The organism is Variovorax sp. J2P1-31 (assembly GCF_030317215.1).
GTDB lineage: Bacteria > Pseudomonadota > Gammaproteobacteria > Burkholderiales > Burkholderiaceae_C > Variovorax.
The window spans coordinates 829,329-844,207 of the sequence record NZ_JASZYA010000001.1; the positions used below are offsets into that span (position 1 = coordinate 829,329).

The window sequence follows — 14,879 nt, forward strand, 5'->3', positions numbered from 1 at the left end:
CCGTTTCCACGGCGAGACTGCCCGGCGTCGAAGTGAAAAAATCAGACGCCCGTGCCGCGGGCGACGGCCACGCACTTGATCTCCACCAGCAGTCCGGGGTGGGCCAGCTCGGTGACGCCGACGCAGGTCCACGCGCACCTGCCGCGCGGGAAGATCCGGTCCTTGACCGTTCTGAAGACGGCCATGTGGCTGCGCATGTCGACGTGGTAGGTGGTCATGTCCACCACGTCCTCAAAAGTGCAGCCGGCCTCGGCCAGCACCCGCCGGAGGTTGTCCCAGGCCGCGACGAATTGCTTCTCGGGGTCCACGATGACCTCCAGGTCGGCCGTGCGGCCGACCTGGCCCGCGCAGTAGACCGTCGTGCCCACCTTGACCGCGGGCGCGTAGCCCGCCTTTTCGGCAAGGATCGTCATGGACTCGGGAAGGACGAGGGTTCGGTCGGTCATGGCTGAAAGTCGAGAGAGAAGAAGGGAGGACAAGGATGGGCGCGCGTCCCGGCACTGGGGCACGCCATCGTGGTGCCGTGCCGGCGGCGAAGACGCCGACTGTAGCCCGTCGCGGCTCGGCTGCCGAGCCGTGGTCGCATGCCTCGACCCGGCGGCCATCAGGTCCCAGTCGGAGCGGTCAGGATCCGGGTCAGCGCGGCGGCCAGGTCGGATCGGTACTGGGTCGTCACGTCGCACGGCACGAAATCGAAACCGTGGATGGCGCCGGGATAGACGTGGGCTTCCACCCGCACGCCGCCGACGAGGCGCTGATCAATGCGCGTCAGACACGGCCGATCCTGGAGCACATCGCCAACAAGTGGTCGGTGTTGATCCTGACCGTGCTGTGCTCGAAGCCTTCGCGCTTCAACGAGATCCTGCGCCGGCTCGACGTGATCACGCACAAGGCGCTCGCCGATGCGCTGAAACGGCTGGAGCGCAACGGACTGGTGCGGCGCGAGGTGCTGCCCACCAAGCCGGTGGGGGTCGAGTACACCATCCCCCCGCTCGGCCGCTCGCTCCAGCAGCCTTTCGCCGCGCTCTACGAGTGGGCGCTGAAGCACGGTCCCGAACTGGAACACGCCCAGGCCGCCTTCGACCACGCGCAGGATGGGAGGTCCGCAAGTCCCCCGGCGCGATAGAACGCAACCGGGCCCGGCGATCATGCGGCGGGCTGTCTGCACTGGCGGATGCACCGGGTGGCCAATGTGTCGTGCGTCGTCTACAGTGAGCAGGCACGGAGGCCGAGATGGCGTCCGGATACCTCATCTTCGGTCGCGCCGAGCCGTGCCGGCGCGCCAATCCCTTGATCGGACAGCGTGTGCAAAAGACGATCGGCGCAGCCCTTCTGTGCCTGCTGGCCGGCTGCGCAGGCGGCCCGCCGCCCGCTCAGGGCTATTCGGTCTGCGCGACCCAGCCGGGCACCTACGCGTGCCAGGTCGAGCAGTACCACAACGTCGACAACTGAAGGTCCGCCAAGGGACCGCAGGGGGTCGGCTCAGTCCTCGGACGACGCCAGCGGATGCCAGTCGCGGGTCGCGGCCCAGGCGCGGAACAGGGGCGCGGCCGTCGTCGGGTCGGTCTCGTAGAGGTTGAAGGCGCTGCCCGGCGAGAAGCCCTGGAAGATCTGCCGGGTGCGCGGTGTCCATTCCAGCAGCGCCATCGACCAGTCGCTGAACATCCGCCTCGGCACGGCCCGGCGTTCCAGCACCTTCACGCCCGAATGGCGGCCGTCCGTGAGGATGCGGGCGAACAGGGCTTCCACGGCCTCTTCGCCGCCTTCGAGGTACTGCAGGTAGACGCCTTCGAGCACGGCCAGCCCGCCCGTGATGCCCCGTGCGGGATTGTTCTTCTGTGCCTGGCGCAGCAGCACGCCGGTCTCGAGGGGCAGCTTGGCCTGGCTGGTGTAGATCAGGCGGTGGAAGGGGAGGGCAGGGTCTTGCATACCCGCGCATGCTGGGGCGATGCCGCATGCCGAGCTGTCGGTCTGAACCGGCGATGCATGAGGGCGCAGTCCTTACAAAACCTGGCGGATCTCGCGGCTTCGGCTGCGCGCAGCGATGCAGCGGATGCGGGCCATCGGCCCTCAGCACATTTTCCGGATAAGCAAGCGCCGAATGCTTCTAAGCGCCGGGCCGCATCTGCGGCAAGGTGGTGCATGCGATGCCACGGCCCCGACCGCCATCGCGAACGAACCAAGGAACCGACATGAGCTTTCGCCTTCGCCTCGTCTCCCCGCAGCGCCCGCCCGAAGCCACGGCCGAGCGCCCGCACGTGCGCCTGCGCGCCGGTGGTGAGCGCGTGCCATCCGAGCGCTGGACGGACAGCACCGACGCGCACGACATCGACGGCTCCTGGCGCGGCGTGATCCAGGCGCATGGCGGCCTGCAGGGCGGCACGCTGCGTGCGCCCTGGTGGGCCCGCTCCTGATGCTGCGCTAGCAACGCGCGTCGGCGCGCGGCTGTCGGCGCGACAGCAGAACGGGCGGACCGTTGCGCCGCGCCCAGCACCCGGCGGCCCTCGGGCAGGCATTTGCGCTGGCACGCGCTCTGCAATGGAAGCGCAGGCATCGCCCGCCCCGGGCGGTGGCCTCGAACCTTCCACGATCCAACCCCAGGAGCCACGCGCCATGAACGACCGCCTCAGCCGCATCCATGCATCGCCTTCCGTCGCGGTGAAAGAGAAACTCGACTACCCGGTGATCGACACCGACGTCCACACCAACGACTATGCGCCCGCGGTCGAGGACTATGTCGCCACCTACGCCGGCGCGCAGCTGGTCGATGCGCTGCGCAAGGCCGGCGAGGAGCGCGCCGGGCGCGGTGGCATCGGCAACGGCAAGAGCTGGTACGAGCAGACGCCCGCCGAACGCCAGCACTTCCGCACCATCCGTTCGCCCTGGTGGGCGCGGGTGACCAAGAACACGCTCGACGTCGCGACTTACCACCTGCCCGAGCTGCTCTACGAGCGGCAGGAAGAGCAGGGTTCGGACTACTCGGTGCTGTTCCCGAACAACGTGCTCGCGCCGCTGGGCGTGCGCGACCCCGAGGCGCGCGGCGCGCTGCAGAAGGCGCTCAACCACTACCACGCCGATCTCTACCGCAAGTACAGCGACCGCCTCACGCCCGTGGCCGGCATCGCGCTGAACACGCCGCAGGAGGGCATCGAGCAGCTCGAGTACGCGGTCAACGTGCTGGGCCTGAAGGCGATCAACATCGCGGGCAGCGTGAAGCGGCCGATCAAGGCGCTGGCCCAGCGCTTCCCACTGGCCGAGTACCCGGAGCTGCGCAAGTACATCTCCTACGAAGACTTCTACGGCATCGACAGCGAGCACGACTACGACCCCTTCTGGGCCAAGGTGGTCGAGCTCGGCGTGCCGGTGCTCACGCACTATGGCAGCCAGGGCTGGACCGGCCGCAGCTCGATCTCGAACTACATGTTCAACCACATCGGCCACTTCGCCGACGGCTCCGAGGCCTTCGCCAAGGCGCTGTTCTTCGGCGGCGTGACGAAGCGCTTCCCGCAGCTGCGCGTGGGCCTGCTCGAGGGCGGCGCCGACTGGGGTGCGCGCGTCTACATCCACCTGGTCGACCGCTTCGAGAAGCGCAGCCTCGAGGGCCTGGCGCACTACGACCCGGCCGCGACCGACCGCGTGCTGCTGACCTCGCTGTTCGAGCGCTACGGCAGCGAGCTCACGCAGGGCCGCTCGATCGAGGGTGAGGACCTGATCCGCGACACGCTGGGCCGGCGCTATACCCGCGACGCGCGCCAGCCCTCGGCCGACGAGCTCGAGGACTTCGGGAAGGCCGGTATCCGCAGCGCCGAAGACATCAAGCGCCAGTGGGTTGACAGCTTCTTCTTCGGTTCCGAGTCCGACGACCGCACGGTGGCCCATGCCTTCAACGACAAGGCCAACCCGCTGGGCGTGAAGGTCAACGCGATCTACTCGTCCGACGTCGGCCATTGGGACGTGCCGGACCTGACCGACGCGCTGGCCCAGGCGCATAGCCTGGTCGACGAAGGCGTGATCAGCGAGGCCGACTTCAAGGCCTATGTGTTCGAGAGCCCCTACCGCCTCTACACCGAAGCGAATGCGGACTTCTTCAAGGGCACGGCGGTGGAGGCCAGGCTCAAGACAGCGGCCCTGCGCTGATCGGTGGCCAGGGTGGCGCGGGGGGGGCGCCCGGCTTCAGGCTGCCAGCGGCAGCGTGTTTTCCGGCTCGTCCGCGAGGAAACCGCCCGACTGGTGGCGCCACAGCCCCGCGTAGTGCCCGCCCAGCGCCAGCAGTTCGGCGTGCGTGCCCTGCTCGACGATGCGGCCCTCGTCGAGCACCACCAGCCGGTCCATGCGCGCGATGGTCGAGAGCCGGTGCGCGATCGCGATCACGGTCTTGCCCTCCATCAGGCCGATCAACTGTTCCTGAATCGCGGCCTCGATCTCGCTGTCGAGCGCCGAGGTGGCCTCGTCGAGCACCAAGATCGGCGCGTTCTTCAGGATCACCCGCGCAATCGCGATGCGCTGGCGCTGGCCGCCCGAGAGCTTCACGCCGCGCTCGCCGACCTGCGCGTCGTAGCCCGTGCGGCCGCGCCAGTCGCTGAGCTGCGAGATGAAGTCGTGCGCCTGCGCGGTGCGCGCGGCCTGCTCGATCTCGGCAGGCGTGGACTGCGGCCGACCGTAACCCACGTTCTCCGCGATCGAGCGGTGCAGCAGCGAGGTGTCCTGCGTGACCAGCCCGATGGCCGCGCGCAGGCTCTCCTGCGTCACGTCTCGCACGTCCGGCCCGTCGATGACGATGCGGCCGCGCTCGGCATCGTAGAAGCGCAGCAACAGGTTCACCAGCGTCGACTTGCCCGAACCCGAGCGGCCGACCAGGCCCACGCGCTCGCCCGGCTTGACCACCAGATCGAGCCCGTCGATCACCGGTCGCGTGCCGCCATAGGCGAACTCGAGCTGTTCGAAGCGGATTTCGCCGCGCGTGACCTCGAGCGCCTGGGCATCGGGGGCATCCAGCAGTGCATGCGGCACGCCGATGGTCTCCATGCCGTCCTGCACCGTGCCAATGTTCTCGAAGATGCCGGCGATCTCGAACGAGACCCAGCCCGAGGCGTTGGCGATCTGCCAGGCCAGCGGCAGGGCGGTCGCCACCTGCGCGGCGCTCACCACACCCTGGCTCCAGAGGTAGAGGCCGACGGCCGTGGTGCTGGTCAGCAGCAGCGCGTTCATCACGTTGAGCGTGAGCAGGAAGCGCGCGGTCATGCGCATGTGGCCGGCGATGGTGCGCTGGTGGTCATCGATCACCTGGCGCACGTACTGGTCCTCGTCGGCCACGCGCGCGAAGAGCTTGACCGTGAGGATGTTGGTGTAGCTGTCGACCACGCGCGCCACCACGCCCGAACGCAGTTCCGAGCGGGCGCGCGCCAGCTCGCGCAGCCGCGGCACGAAGAAGCGCAGGAAGCCCGCGTAGCAGGCGATCCAGACCAGCGTGGGCAGGCCCAGGCGCCAGTCGGCCAGCGCGGTCAGCACCAGCGTGAACACGCCGTAGGTGGTGATGAAGGTGAGCGCCCGGATCGACGACAGCACGCTGTCGCGCACCGCTTCGGCGGTCTGCATCACGCGGTTGGCGATGCGGCCCGCGAAATCCTTCTGGAAGAAGGGCCAGCTCTGGCGCACCACGTGCCAGTGGCTCTGCCAGCGCACCAGCGTCGTGACGCCGGGGATCAGCAGGTTGTGGCGCACCGCGATGTCCACCGCCTGCAGCATCGGCCGCAGCAGCAGGATCAGGCCCAGCATCGCGGCCAGCTTCGTGCCGTGCGCGGCCAGCGCCGCCGCGCGGTCGGGCGCCTCGAGCAGCTTGACGATCTGGCCGAGCACGACCGGGATGCCCATGTCGGCCAGCGCGACCAGGAAGCAGGTCGCGAGCACTCGTGAGATAGGGCCCCTTGGTCTGGCGGATGAAGTGCCAGTAGAAGGCGCCGAGCTGCGGCGGTGGCGCCTGCGGGCCCGGCGTGCGGGTGCCATGGATGAAGGACTCGAAGGCTTTGAACATGGACAGGGGGAAGGGTCGAGGCGACGGCCGTGCGGCACATCGCCATGGTGCATGAGATGCGGGCCGGTGGCTGGTACCGGTCGGCTCGCTCGGCGGCGCGAATGGGGCCGTCGGATGCCGCAGGGTGGTGGCGGTGGCGCGCTTCCGGATCGATGCACCCCGCGCGCCGGCAGGGCCCGGCTCTGCTATTTCAGACCGAAGCCCAGCCCCCGCAGCACCGCGTGCAGCACGTCGCGGCCGGCCAGCGCCTCGGGGCCGCGCACGCGCTGGGTGGCCTGCTCGGTCCAGTCGCGTTCGGGCAGGCCCTGCTCGCGCTGGAAGCTGCGCAGGCGCTGGTCGTAGGCGGCCAGCGCGGCGGCGCCGCCATCGGGCGCGCCGTACCGTTCGCGGAACAGCACCGCCTCTTGCGGCAGGCGCGGCTTGACCGAGGCCGGTGCCGCCGGGTCCGGGTGGCCGATCGCGAGCCCGAACAGCGCGAAGACGTTCGGCGGCAGGCCGAGCTCTGCCGCGACCTCGGCCGGCTTGTTGCGGATGCCGCCGGTGTAGACCGCCCCCAGTCCCAGCGACTCGAGCGCGACCACCGCGTTCTGCGCGGCCAGCGCGGTGTCGATGGCGCCCAGCAGGAAGGTTTCGAGGTAGTCCAGCGCGGCCGAGGGCACCGAAAGGGCCCGGCCCACTTCTTCCAGCCGGTGCAGGTCGACCAGCCACAGCAGGAACACCGGCGCCTGGACGATGTGCTTCTGGTGGCCCGCGAGCGCCGCGAGCCGGGCCTTGCGTTCGGAGTCTTCGACCACCACCACGCTCCAGGGCTGGAGGTTGGACGAGGACGGGGCCGATTGGGCGGCCGCGACCAGCAGTTCCAGCGTGCCCTCGGGCAGCGGGTCGGGCCGGTAGGCCCGCACCGAGCGGTGGCCAATCAGCGTGTCGAGCGTCTCGTTCCAGGCGGTGGCGGGGTTCAGTGCCGCTTCGCGGTAGCGCTCGCTCAGGCGGGTCGCGGAGACGGTGGGAGTGGCTTCGGATGTGGTGATGGAGGTGGTCATGTCGGTGTTTCGAGCTGAGGGGATGCAGGGGTCACGCGGCGCGGTCCGGCGGCGTCGTGGCCGTGCGCCTGCGCGCCAGCAGCCAGCCTTCCAGCGCCGGATCGCCGAAGGCCCGGTCGGCGATGAAGTGGTCGCCGTCCGGATAGAGGGTGTAGGCCACGGGGTTGCCCTGCAGGCGCAGCGCCTCGACGTGGGCCTCGATCGCCGTGGCCGGCAGCTTGTCGTCGCTGCCGCCATGGAAGATGCGCACGGGCAGGCCGCGCAGGTCCTGTGGTCGAGCGGTTTCCGGCACCCGGCCCGACACCGCGACCAGGCCGGCGAAGCGGCCGGGATGGCGTGCCGCGATCTCCCACGCACCCGCTGCGCCCAGGCTGAAGCCCGCGATCAGCAAGCGCGCCGGGTCGATCGTGCCCGAGGCGGCCAGCGTGTCGACCAGCGACAGCAGGTCGTCGGCGCGCTCGGGCCAGGTCGCGCCTTCGGGCAGCTGCGGCGCGATGAAGTGATAGGGCAGGCCGGCCGATTCGGCGACGAGGCGTGGTGGCGCCCAGCGCAGCAGCAGGTCGAGGTCATGGCCGCGGTCGCGAGCGCCGTGCAGGAACAGCAGCGCGGGCGCGGGCTTGGGTGCGGCGGTGCGCGCCAGCAGGTAGGGCAGGGGGCCGCGCGAGGTCAGCCAGGTATTGCGTTCGAGGGTGCTCAAGGGAGTCTCTGGAAGGGTTGGACGAGGGGGGGCAGGGTGCGTGAGAAGGCCGGGGTTGCAGGTTCCGGGCCAGCGCCACACCCTTTGCGACGGGCCTGTCTGCTGTGCCGCGAGCAGCGGACGCGGTGGCGCTGCTGCCTAGCCAGCATGCACTGCTGCCACATGTCGCGGCGGCATAAGCTCAAGCGAAAAGCTTCGTTGGCCCGGCGCGGCACCGGCGCCACACTCGCGCGATGAATTCCGGGCACGACATGCGGCAGGCGCCTGCAGGCGACAGCGACCACCAGGCACAGACCGACCGCGTGGTGGACTGGCTGCTCGACGGCCTCGAATGGCAGGCCAGCGTGTTCCATGTCGGCCAGTACTGCGGCCGCTGGCGCGCCTCGACCGCGGGCCGGGCCCGCGCGAGCTTCCACCTGATCCTCGACGGCCGCTGCTGGCTGCACCGGCCCGGGCATGCCTCGGTGGCGCTGGCGCCGCGCGACGGCGTGTTCCTGATGCGCGACGTGCCGCATTTCCTTTCGCCCTACAGCGACCCGTCCATCGACTGCGCGCCGCGCGCGATGCAGCCGCTGTCGGCCGCTGTGGCCCTTGGCGAAACCGGCCTGGCCTGCGGCTTCTTCGCCTTCGATGGCCCCTTCCGCGCGCTGGTCACCGACGCTTTTCCCGACTGCCTGCTGCTGCGTGCCGACGACCGCACCAACACTTCCGCGGCAACCCTGTTCGACCTGATGCGCAGCGAGGCGCACCGCACCGGCCCGGAACCGTCGGCGCTGATGGACCGGCTGGCCGGCCTGCTGTTCTTCTACGGCCTGCGCCATGTCTCGCACGGCGAGGCGCAGGCACGCGGGCTCTGGGCGCTGCTGCGGCGGCCGGGCTTCGCGCCGCTGGTGTCGCAGCTGCTGCAGTCGCCCGAGCAGGCCTGGACCGTCGAGGCGATGGCGGCGCGCGTGCACCTGTCGCGCGCGGCCTTCTTCCGCCAGTTCGCCGAAGCCTGCGGCCAGTCGCCGCTGCAGTTCCTGCTGCTGTTGCGCATGCAGCTCGCGGCACGCCGGCTGGCGCAGGGCGAGTCGATCGCGCAGGTGGCGCAGGCCGTGGGCTACGAGTCCTATGCGGCCTTCTCGCGCGCCTTCAAGCGCGTGATCGGCGCGCAGCCGGGCGCCTGGCAGCGCGCGCGAACGAACGGGCACAATTCAGAGACGCGCGGTCATTGAGCGTGCGGCGGCCACGGCCAAGAATCGTGGCTTCGCCGGCCCTTTCGGAACCCAGCCCTGAGGAGACAACGTTCATGACCCGCCTGACCCTGCACACCGAGGCCTCGGCACCCGAAGGCAGCCAAGCCTTCGTGGCGCGCGCCGTCGCCAACAACGGCTTCCTGCCCAACCTCATCGGCATCCTGGCGAACGCGCCCTCGGCCCTCGAGACCTACCTCACGGTGGCGCAGATCAACGCGCGCGGCTCGCTCACGCTGGCCGAGCGCGAGGTGGTGCAGATCACCGCGGCCCGGCTGCACGGCTGCGACTTCTGCGTGGCCGGCCACACGGCCGCGGCGCTCAAGCAGGCCAAGCTCGGCACCGGCGCCGTGATCGCGCTGCAGAACGGCGAGGCCACGGGCGATGCGCGCCTCGACGCGCTGCGCGTCTTCACCGAGGCGGTGATCGCCACGCGCGGCAACGTCGACGACGATGCGCTCACCGCCTTCCGCGCCGCCGGCTACTCCGAGGCGCAGGCGCTCGACACCGTGCTGGGCGTGAGCCTGGCCACGTTGTGCAACTTCGCCAACAGCCTGGCGCGCAGCCCGGTCAACCCGCAGCTGCAGCCCTACCTGCCCGAGAAGCTGCAAGCCGAGACGGGGCGCGCCCGTGCAGCTTGAGTCCGTGCGCGACTGGCTGGCCGCGCATGCGGAATCGCTCGATGCCGACGGCACGCAGGCCGCGCAGGTGATACCGCGGCTCGCGGCCGCGGGCCTGTTCCGGCTCGGTGTGCCGCGGGAGTTCGGCGGCGAGGGCGACATCGGCGATGCGGTCGAGGCGATCGCCGGCGTGGCCCAGCAGTCGCTGGCCGCGGCCTTCAGCTTCTGGGGCCAGCGTGCCTTCATCGCGTACCTGCTGCAGTCGCCCAATGCGGCACTGCGCGAGCGTTGGCTGCCCTCGTTGCTCGACGGCACGCAGGCCGGCGCGACCGGCCTGTCGAACGCGATGAAGTTCCTCGGCGGCATCGAGGCCCTGGCCATCCGCGCCAGGGCGTGCACCGATGGCGCGGGCTGGGTGCTCGAGGGCAGCGTGCCCTGGTGCACCAACCTGCGCCCGGACCAGTTCGTGACCGCGGTGGCCGTGGCACGCGAGGACGGCGGCGCGCCGCTGATCGTGGCGCTGCCGTCGGACCGCGCGGGCCTTTCGCGCAGCCCCGACCTCGACCTGATCGCACTGCGCGGCAGCAACACCGCGTCGCTGCGCATCGAGGGCCTGACGATCGATGAAAGCGACCTGCTGCACATCGACGGCAAGCAGTTCCTGCCGCAGGCGCGGCCGGCCTTCCTGGGCCTGCAGTGCGGCATGTCGATCGGCCTGGCGCGGGCCGCGCTCGAGGCCGCGACGCAGCGCAGCGGGGCAGGGCGCGAGGTGCTCGACGCACCCATCGAAGCGCAACGCCAGGCCCTGCGTGAGGTGACCGCGGCCTTGCATGCCGGCCTGCTGAGCCTGCGCTTCCTCACGCAACCGGTCGAGCTGTTCAGGCTGCGGCTCGCGCTGTCGGAGATCGTGCAGCAGGCGGTGCAGCTCGAGCTGCAGGCCAGCGGCGGGCGGGCCTACCACCGTGACCAGGTCTCCAGCTTCGCGCGCCACTGGCGCGAGGCGGCCTTCGTCCCGATCGTGACGCCCAGCGTGACGCAGCTGCGGGGCGAATTGCTCAAGCACGACGCCAGGCTCCGGGCCGCCGCGGCCGCATGAGCGGGGCGCCGACAGCCTCCGAGGCCGGCGCCGGCGGCCCCGTGCTCGAGGCGCGCGACCTGCGCTTCGGCTACGGCGATGCGCCACCGGTGTTCGACGGCATCTCGCTGCAGGTCGCGCCGCGCGAGATCGTCTGCCTGCTGGGTGGCAGCGGCTGCGGCAAGTCGACCTTGCTGCGCGTGCTGGCGCGGCTCGAGACCGGCCATGGGACGCACACGCGCGGCGAGGTGCACTTCCTCGGCGCGCCGCTGAGCGCGCCGCACCCGCGCGCGGCGCTGGTGTTCCAGCAGCCCAGCCTGCTGCCCTGGCTCGATGCCGCGCGCAACGTGGGCTTCGGCCTGGACTTCGCGCGCCAGCCCGCGCAGTCGAAGGCCGCGCTGGCGCAGCGCGTGGCCGAGGCGCTCGAGGCCGTGGGCCTGGCGGGCCAGGAGCGCCGCTATCTCGCGCAGCTCTCGGGCGGCATGGCGCAGCGCGTAGCGCTGGCGCGGGCGCTGGCCCGCGAGCCGCAGCTGCTGCTGGCCGACGAACCTTTTTCCGCCCTCGACGCCTTCACCCGCGCGGGCATGCAGGACCTGCTGGTCACGCTGGTGCACCGCTGGCACACGGCCGCGCTGCTGGTGACGCACGACATCGACGAGGCCCTGCGCGTGGGCGACCGCATCCTGCTGATGGGCGGCAGGCCCGGCCGCATCGTGCGCGAATGGCGCGTCGACCGCGGCGCGGCCGATCCCGCGGCCGTGCTGGCCCTGCGCCTCGAAATCCTGGGCGCGCTGCACGAAGCCGGCGGCGCCCCCGCATGACGCTGCGTCTCCTGTTCCTCTCCGATCCTCTTTCTCCAGAAAGCTTCACCGCATGAACGATCGCTCCTCCTCCCGCATCGAAAGCCCGTTGCACGTCTGCGCCTCGTCGGCGTGCGACTGCGGCCTCACGCGGCGCGACATGCTGCGCCTCTCGGCGCTGACCGGGGCCGCGGTGGCGGCGCCCTTCCTGAGCGCGGGCGATGCGCGCGCGCAGGCCTTCAAGGGCGACGACCAGCCGGTGAAGATCGGCTACCTGCCGATCACCGACGCCACGCCGCTGCTGGTGGCGCACGGCCGCGGCCTGTTCGAGAAGGAAGGGCTCAAGGCCGAGGCGCCGCGCCTGTTCCGCTCCTGGGCCCAGATCGTCGAGGCCTTCGTCGCGGGCCAGGTCAACGTGGTGCACCTGCTCACGCCGGCCACGCTGTGGGTGCGCTACGGCGCGAAGTTCCCGGCCAAGATCGTGGCCTGGAACCACATCAACGGCTCGGCGCTCACGGTGCTGCCCGAGATCGGCAAGGTGGCCGACCTGGGCGGGCGCACCGTGGCGATCCCGTTCTGGTATTCGATCCACAACATCCTGCTGCAGGACGTGCTGCGCAAGGAAGGCCTGAGCGCGGTCACGCGCGCCCGCGGCGCGGCCGTCGGGCCCAAGGAAGTCAACCTGGTGGTGCTGGCACCGGCCGAGATGGTGTCGGCGCTGGCCGGCAAGTCGATCGCCGGCTTCATCGTGGCCGAGCCCTTCAACGCCGCGGCCGAGATCGCCGGCGTGGGCAAGGTGCTGCGCTTCTCGGGCGACGTGTGGCGCGACCACGCCTGCTGCGTGACCTTCCTGGCCGAGCGCGACGTCGCCGAGAAGCCCGAGTGGGCGCAGCGCGTGACCAGCGCGCTGGTCAAGGCGCAGCTCTGGACCCGCGACAACCGTCTCGAGACCGCGCAGCTGCTGTCGAACGCGGGCGAGCGCCGCTACACGCCGCATCCGCCGCAGACGCTGGCCAAGGTGCTGGCCGCCACCGACTACGTCGACTACGAGAAGAGCGGCGTGGTGCAGCACAAGGGCTGGGCGCAGCGGCGCATCGACTTCCAGCCCTATCCCTATGCCTCGTACACCGAGCAGCTGGTGCGCGCGATCAAGGCCACCAAGGTCGAGGGCGAGACCGCCTTCCTCGATGCGCTCGACCCGAAGTTCGTCGCCAGCGACCTGGTCGACACGCGTTTCGTGCGCAAGGCCATCGACAGCGTCGGCGGTCCGCAGGTGTTCGGCGTGCCGGCCGACTATGCGCGCCGCGAGACCGTCGCCGCCTGACCGTGCTGCGCCGCATCCTGCTGCCGCTCACCGGCATCGTGCTGGCCCTGGCCCTGTGGTGGCTGGGCAGCCAGCTGCTGACCGCGCGCACGCCGGTGGCCGCGGCCTTCGCGCCCTGGCCCTCGCTCCAGGCGCTGGCCCATCTGCTGGTGGGCGCCGACATCTGGCACCACACGCTGCTGAGCCTGCAGCGCGTGGGCGTCGGGCTGCTGCTGGCCTTCGTGCTGGGTGTGCCGCTGGGCGTGCTGACCGGCCTGTTGCGCGGCTTCGCGCAGGCCAGCACGCCGGCGTTCCAGTTCCTGCGCATGATCTCGCCGCTGTCGTGGATGCCGATCGCGGTGATGGTGCTGGGCGTGGGCGATGCGCCGGTGTATTTCCTGCTCGCCTTCGCCGCGGTCTGGCCGATCCTGCTGAGCACCGCGGCCGGCGTGGCACAGCTCGACGCCAACTGGCTGCTGCTCGCGCGCAGCCTCTCGGCCACGCGGCGCGAGACCGTGCTGCACGTGATCCTGCCCGGCATCACGGCGCAGATCCTGACCGGTGTGCGCCTGTCCATCGGCATCATCTGGATCGTGCTGGTGCCCGCCGAGATGCTGGGCGTGTCGGCCGGCCTGGGCTACTTCATCCTCGACACGCGCGACCGGCTGGCGTATTCGGAACTCATGGCCGCGATCCTGCTGATCGGCGCGCTGGGCTACCTGCTCGACCACCTGGCGCGCTGGCTGCATGCGCGGTGGCTGCACGCGTAGCGAGGGCCTTTGCCGGCGGCGGTGCAGCGATGGCTGCATAGATAGAATCCGCCCGTCGGTGCTCGCGATGCCGGGCCGCTCGTGAGAACTTCCATGCCGCTTCCCGAACCTTCGAACCATGCATCGCGCCGCGCCACCGTGCTGCTGGCCAAGTCGTCCATCACCGGCGCGGCCACGCGCGAGATGGAAGACCTCGCCGGCCGGCTGCAGGCGATGGCGGGCGTCGGCCATGTCGGCTTCGCCTTCAGCGAACAGGGCACGCCTTCGCTGCGCGAGACCCTGACGGCGCTGGCCGATGCGGCCTTCGACGAGGTCCTGATCCTGCCGCTGCTGCTGCCGATGGAACCGGGCTTCAGGGTCTGGATCGATCGCGCGGTGCTTCGCTGGCAGGCCGAGCACCCGCAGCGCCGCTGGCCGCGCGTGCAGGTCGGCGAGCCGCCCGCCGCGCTGGCCGGCATGGACGCGCTGCTGCGCGACATGGCGGCGTCCATGCCCAGCGCTGGCCTATGCGCCGCTGCCGGTGAAGCAGCCGCTGCGGGCGCCGACGGAAGCGTCCTGAGCGCTGCCGTGCATCCGCAGGACGAGCCCTCGCCGCGTCCGCGAACGCAGGCGTCACAACCGTTGCCGCATTGGCAATCCGTGGCGGGCGAAGAAGCCGGCAAGCACCCCCGTGGGCACAATCGGTCATCGCCAATCGTTCCGATCACACCCGCCGATGCACCAGCCCTCGCCGACATTCCCCCGCACCCTCGAGACCGCACGCCTCAGGCTGCGCGCTCCGCAAAGCTCGGACGCCGAAGCCCTGTTCGCCGCGTACACCCAGGACCCGGAGGTGGCCCGCTACATGGTCTGGCAACCGCATGCATCGCTGGAGAGCACGCGCGCGTTCGTCCGAGGCTGCGAAGCCGCGTGGCACGCGGGCTCGGCGCTGCCGTACATCGTCACCCTGGCCGCGAGCGGTGAGCTCATCGGCATGCTCGAGGCGCGTCCCGGCGGCCACGTCGTGAACATTGGCTACGTGCTCGCACGCAGCCATTGGGGCCAAGGCTTGATGGTCGAAGCCATCCAGGCGTTCACGGCCATCGCCCTGGATCTGCCAGGCATCTACCGGGTCGAGGCGACCTGCGACGTGGACAACCGGCCCTCCGCCCGGGCGCTGGAGAAAAGCGGCTTCGTGAGGGAAGGGCGGCTGGCCCGCCACACCGTGCATCCGAACCTCTCCGCGGAGCCCCGGGACTGCTTCATCTACGCGGCCTGCCGGCCTTGACGGCAGGCCGGCCGCAGCGATCCGGTCCTCGTCCGATGGCACGC

16 protein-coding genes and 1 pseudogene are annotated in these 14,879 nt (G+C 70.9%); 12 read left to right on the top strand and 5 right to left on the bottom strand.

From position 1 onward, the window contains the following. Positions 1–41: 41 nt before the first annotated feature. A complete protein-coding gene (locus tag QTI20_RS03810; protein ID WP_353507268.1) occupies positions 42–413 on the bottom strand; it encodes a RidA family protein in 372 nt (123 codons plus the stop codon). Between the two features lie 68 nt (positions 414–481). Between QTI20_RS03810 and QTI20_RS03815 the strand changes: the two genes are divergently transcribed. Both QTI20_RS03815 and QTI20_RS03820 read left to right on the top strand, forming a co-directional pair. After that, a complete protein-coding gene (locus tag QTI20_RS03815) occupies positions 482–1,126 on the top strand; it encodes a winged helix-turn-helix transcriptional regulator (protein ID WP_286550107.1) in 645 nt (214 codons plus the stop codon). A gap of 107 nt (positions 1,127–1,233) precedes the next feature. After that, on the top strand, positions 1,234–1,452 hold the full coding sequence (locus tag QTI20_RS03820) for a hypothetical protein (protein ID WP_286550105.1): 219 nt from the start codon (positions 1,234–1,236) through the stop codon (positions 1,450–1,452). A 30-nt stretch (positions 1,453–1,482) separates the two neighbouring features. Here QTI20_RS03820 and QTI20_RS03825 read toward each other — a convergent pair whose 3' ends face one another. Further along, the gene (locus QTI20_RS03825) at positions 1,483–1,929 is read right to left on the bottom strand and encodes a BLUF domain-containing protein (RefSeq protein WP_286550103.1); all 447 of its coding nucleotides are present in this window, start codon (positions 1,927–1,929) and stop codon (positions 1,483–1,485) included. A 263-nt stretch (positions 1,930–2,192) separates the two neighbouring features. Between QTI20_RS03825 and QTI20_RS03830 the strand changes: the two genes are divergently transcribed. Further along, positions 2,193–2,414 carry a hypothetical protein gene (locus QTI20_RS03830; RefSeq protein WP_286550102.1) on the top strand — a complete coding sequence of 74 codons (222 nt, stop codon included), beginning with the start codon at positions 2,193–2,195 and terminating at the stop codon, positions 2,412–2,414. 199 nt (positions 2,415–2,613) lie between these two features. Beyond that, positions 2,614–4,137 (top strand): amidohydrolase family protein, encoded by a 1,524-nt coding sequence (locus QTI20_RS03835; RefSeq protein WP_286550100.1) that lies wholly within the window; start codon positions 2,614–2,616, stop codon positions 4,135–4,137. 36 nt (positions 4,138–4,173) lie between these two features. Here QTI20_RS03835 and QTI20_RS03840 read toward each other — a convergent pair whose 3' ends face one another. The 3 genes from QTI20_RS03840 to QTI20_RS03850 all read right to left on the bottom strand — a co-directional run bounded on the left by QTI20_RS03840 (position 4,174) and on the right by QTI20_RS03850 (position 7,768). Next, positions 4,174–5,907, bottom strand: a complete 1,734-nt coding sequence (locus tag QTI20_RS03840) for an ABC transporter ATP-binding protein (RefSeq protein ID WP_286550097.1) — start codon at positions 5,905–5,907, stop codon at positions 4,174–4,176. 309 nt (positions 5,908–6,216) lie between these two features. Next, positions 6,217–7,071, bottom strand: coding sequence for an NADPH-dependent oxidoreductase (locus tag QTI20_RS03845; protein ID WP_286550093.1), 855 nt, complete (start codon positions 7,069–7,071; stop codon positions 6,217–6,219). A gap of 31 nt (positions 7,072–7,102) precedes the next feature. Then, the gene (locus QTI20_RS03850) at positions 7,103–7,768 is read right to left on the bottom strand and encodes a carboxylesterase family protein (protein WP_286574149.1); all 666 of its coding nucleotides are present in this window, start codon (positions 7,766–7,768) and stop codon (positions 7,103–7,105) included. Between the two features lie 233 nt (positions 7,769–8,001). On the opposite strand from QTI20_RS03850, the gene QTI20_RS03855 reads away from it, so the two are divergent. The 8 genes and pseudogenes from QTI20_RS03855 (at position 8,002) to QTI20_RS03890 (ending at position 14,835) form a co-directional block, all read left to right on the top strand. Next, positions 8,002–8,982 (top strand): AraC family transcriptional regulator, encoded by a 981-nt coding sequence (locus tag QTI20_RS03855; RefSeq protein WP_286550088.1) that lies wholly within the window; start codon positions 8,002–8,004, stop codon positions 8,980–8,982. A gap of 74 nt (positions 8,983–9,056) precedes the next feature. Next, positions 9,057–9,641: a carboxymuconolactone decarboxylase family protein gene (locus tag QTI20_RS03860; protein WP_286550087.1), complete on the top strand. Its 585-nt coding sequence runs from the start codon at positions 9,057–9,059 to the stop codon at positions 9,639–9,641. Next, a complete protein-coding gene (locus tag QTI20_RS03865) occupies positions 9,631–10,716 on the top strand; it encodes an acyl-CoA dehydrogenase family protein (protein WP_286550086.1) in 1,086 nt (361 codons plus the stop codon). The genes QTI20_RS03860 and QTI20_RS03865 overlap by 11 nt, the downstream gene beginning before the upstream one ends. Further along, the gene (locus tag QTI20_RS03870; protein WP_286550084.1) at positions 10,713–11,516 is read left to right on the top strand and encodes an ABC transporter ATP-binding protein; all 804 of its coding nucleotides are present in this window, start codon (positions 10,713–10,715) and stop codon (positions 11,514–11,516) included. Before QTI20_RS03865 ends, QTI20_RS03870 begins: the two co-directional genes overlap by 4 nt. Before the next feature lie 52 nt (positions 11,517–11,568). Next, the gene (locus QTI20_RS03875) at positions 11,569–12,819 is read left to right on the top strand and encodes an ABC transporter substrate-binding protein (RefSeq protein WP_286550083.1); all 1,251 of its coding nucleotides are present in this window, start codon (positions 11,569–11,571) and stop codon (positions 12,817–12,819) included. Positions 12,820–12,821: 2 nt separating this feature from the next. After that, positions 12,822–13,568, top strand: a complete 747-nt coding sequence (locus tag QTI20_RS03880) for an ABC transporter permease (RefSeq protein ID WP_286550081.1) — start codon at positions 12,822–12,824, stop codon at positions 13,566–13,568. Positions 13,569–13,661: 93 nt separating this feature from the next. Then, positions 13,662–13,964, top strand: a pseudogene (locus QTI20_RS03885) (CbiX/SirB N-terminal domain-containing protein); the annotation flags it as partial. A 319-nt stretch (positions 13,965–14,283) separates the two neighbouring features. Further along, positions 14,284–14,835, top strand: a complete 552-nt coding sequence (locus tag QTI20_RS03890; protein ID WP_286550078.1) for a GNAT family N-acetyltransferase — start codon at positions 14,284–14,286, stop codon at positions 14,833–14,835. Positions 14,836–14,879: the final 44 nt, after the last annotated feature.

Coding starts and splice junctions, on each gene's coding strand:
- QTI20_RS03820 (WP_286550105.1), top strand. CDS start 1,234: ATGGCGTCCGGATACCTCATCTTCGGTCGCGCCGAGCCGTGCCGGCGC.
- QTI20_RS03855 (WP_286550088.1), top strand. CDS start 8,002: ATGAATTCCGGGCACGACATGCGGCAGGCGCCTGCAGGCGACAGCGAC.
- QTI20_RS03860 (WP_286550087.1), top strand. CDS start 9,057: ATGACCCGCCTGACCCTGCACACCGAGGCCTCGGCACCCGAAGGCAGC.
- QTI20_RS03815 (WP_286550107.1), top strand. CDS start 482: ATGGGCGCGCGTCCCGGCACTGGGGCACGCCATCGTGGTGCCGTGCCG.
- QTI20_RS03890 (WP_286550078.1), top strand. CDS start 14,284: ATGCACCAGCCCTCGCCGACATTCCCCCGCACCCTCGAGACCGCACGC.
- QTI20_RS03870 (WP_286550084.1), top strand. CDS start 10,713: ATGAGCGGGGCGCCGACAGCCTCCGAGGCCGGCGCCGGCGGCCCCGTG.
- QTI20_RS03845 (WP_286550093.1), bottom strand. CDS start 7,071: ATGACCACCTCCATCACCACATCCGAAGCCACTCCCACCGTCTCCGCG.
- QTI20_RS03825 (WP_286550103.1), bottom strand. CDS start 1,929: ATGCAAGACCCTGCCCTCCCCTTCCACCGCCTGATCTACACCAGCCAG.
- QTI20_RS03810 (WP_353507268.1), bottom strand. CDS start 413: ATGACGATCCTTGCCGAAAAGGCGGGCTACGCGCCCGCGGTCAAGGTG.
- QTI20_RS03830 (WP_286550102.1), top strand. CDS start 2,193: ATGAGCTTTCGCCTTCGCCTCGTCTCCCCGCAGCGCCCGCCCGAAGCC.
- QTI20_RS03835 (WP_286550100.1), top strand. CDS start 2,614: ATGAACGACCGCCTCAGCCGCATCCATGCATCGCCTTCCGTCGCGGTG.
- QTI20_RS03875 (WP_286550083.1), top strand. CDS start 11,569: ATGAACGATCGCTCCTCCTCCCGCATCGAAAGCCCGTTGCACGTCTGC.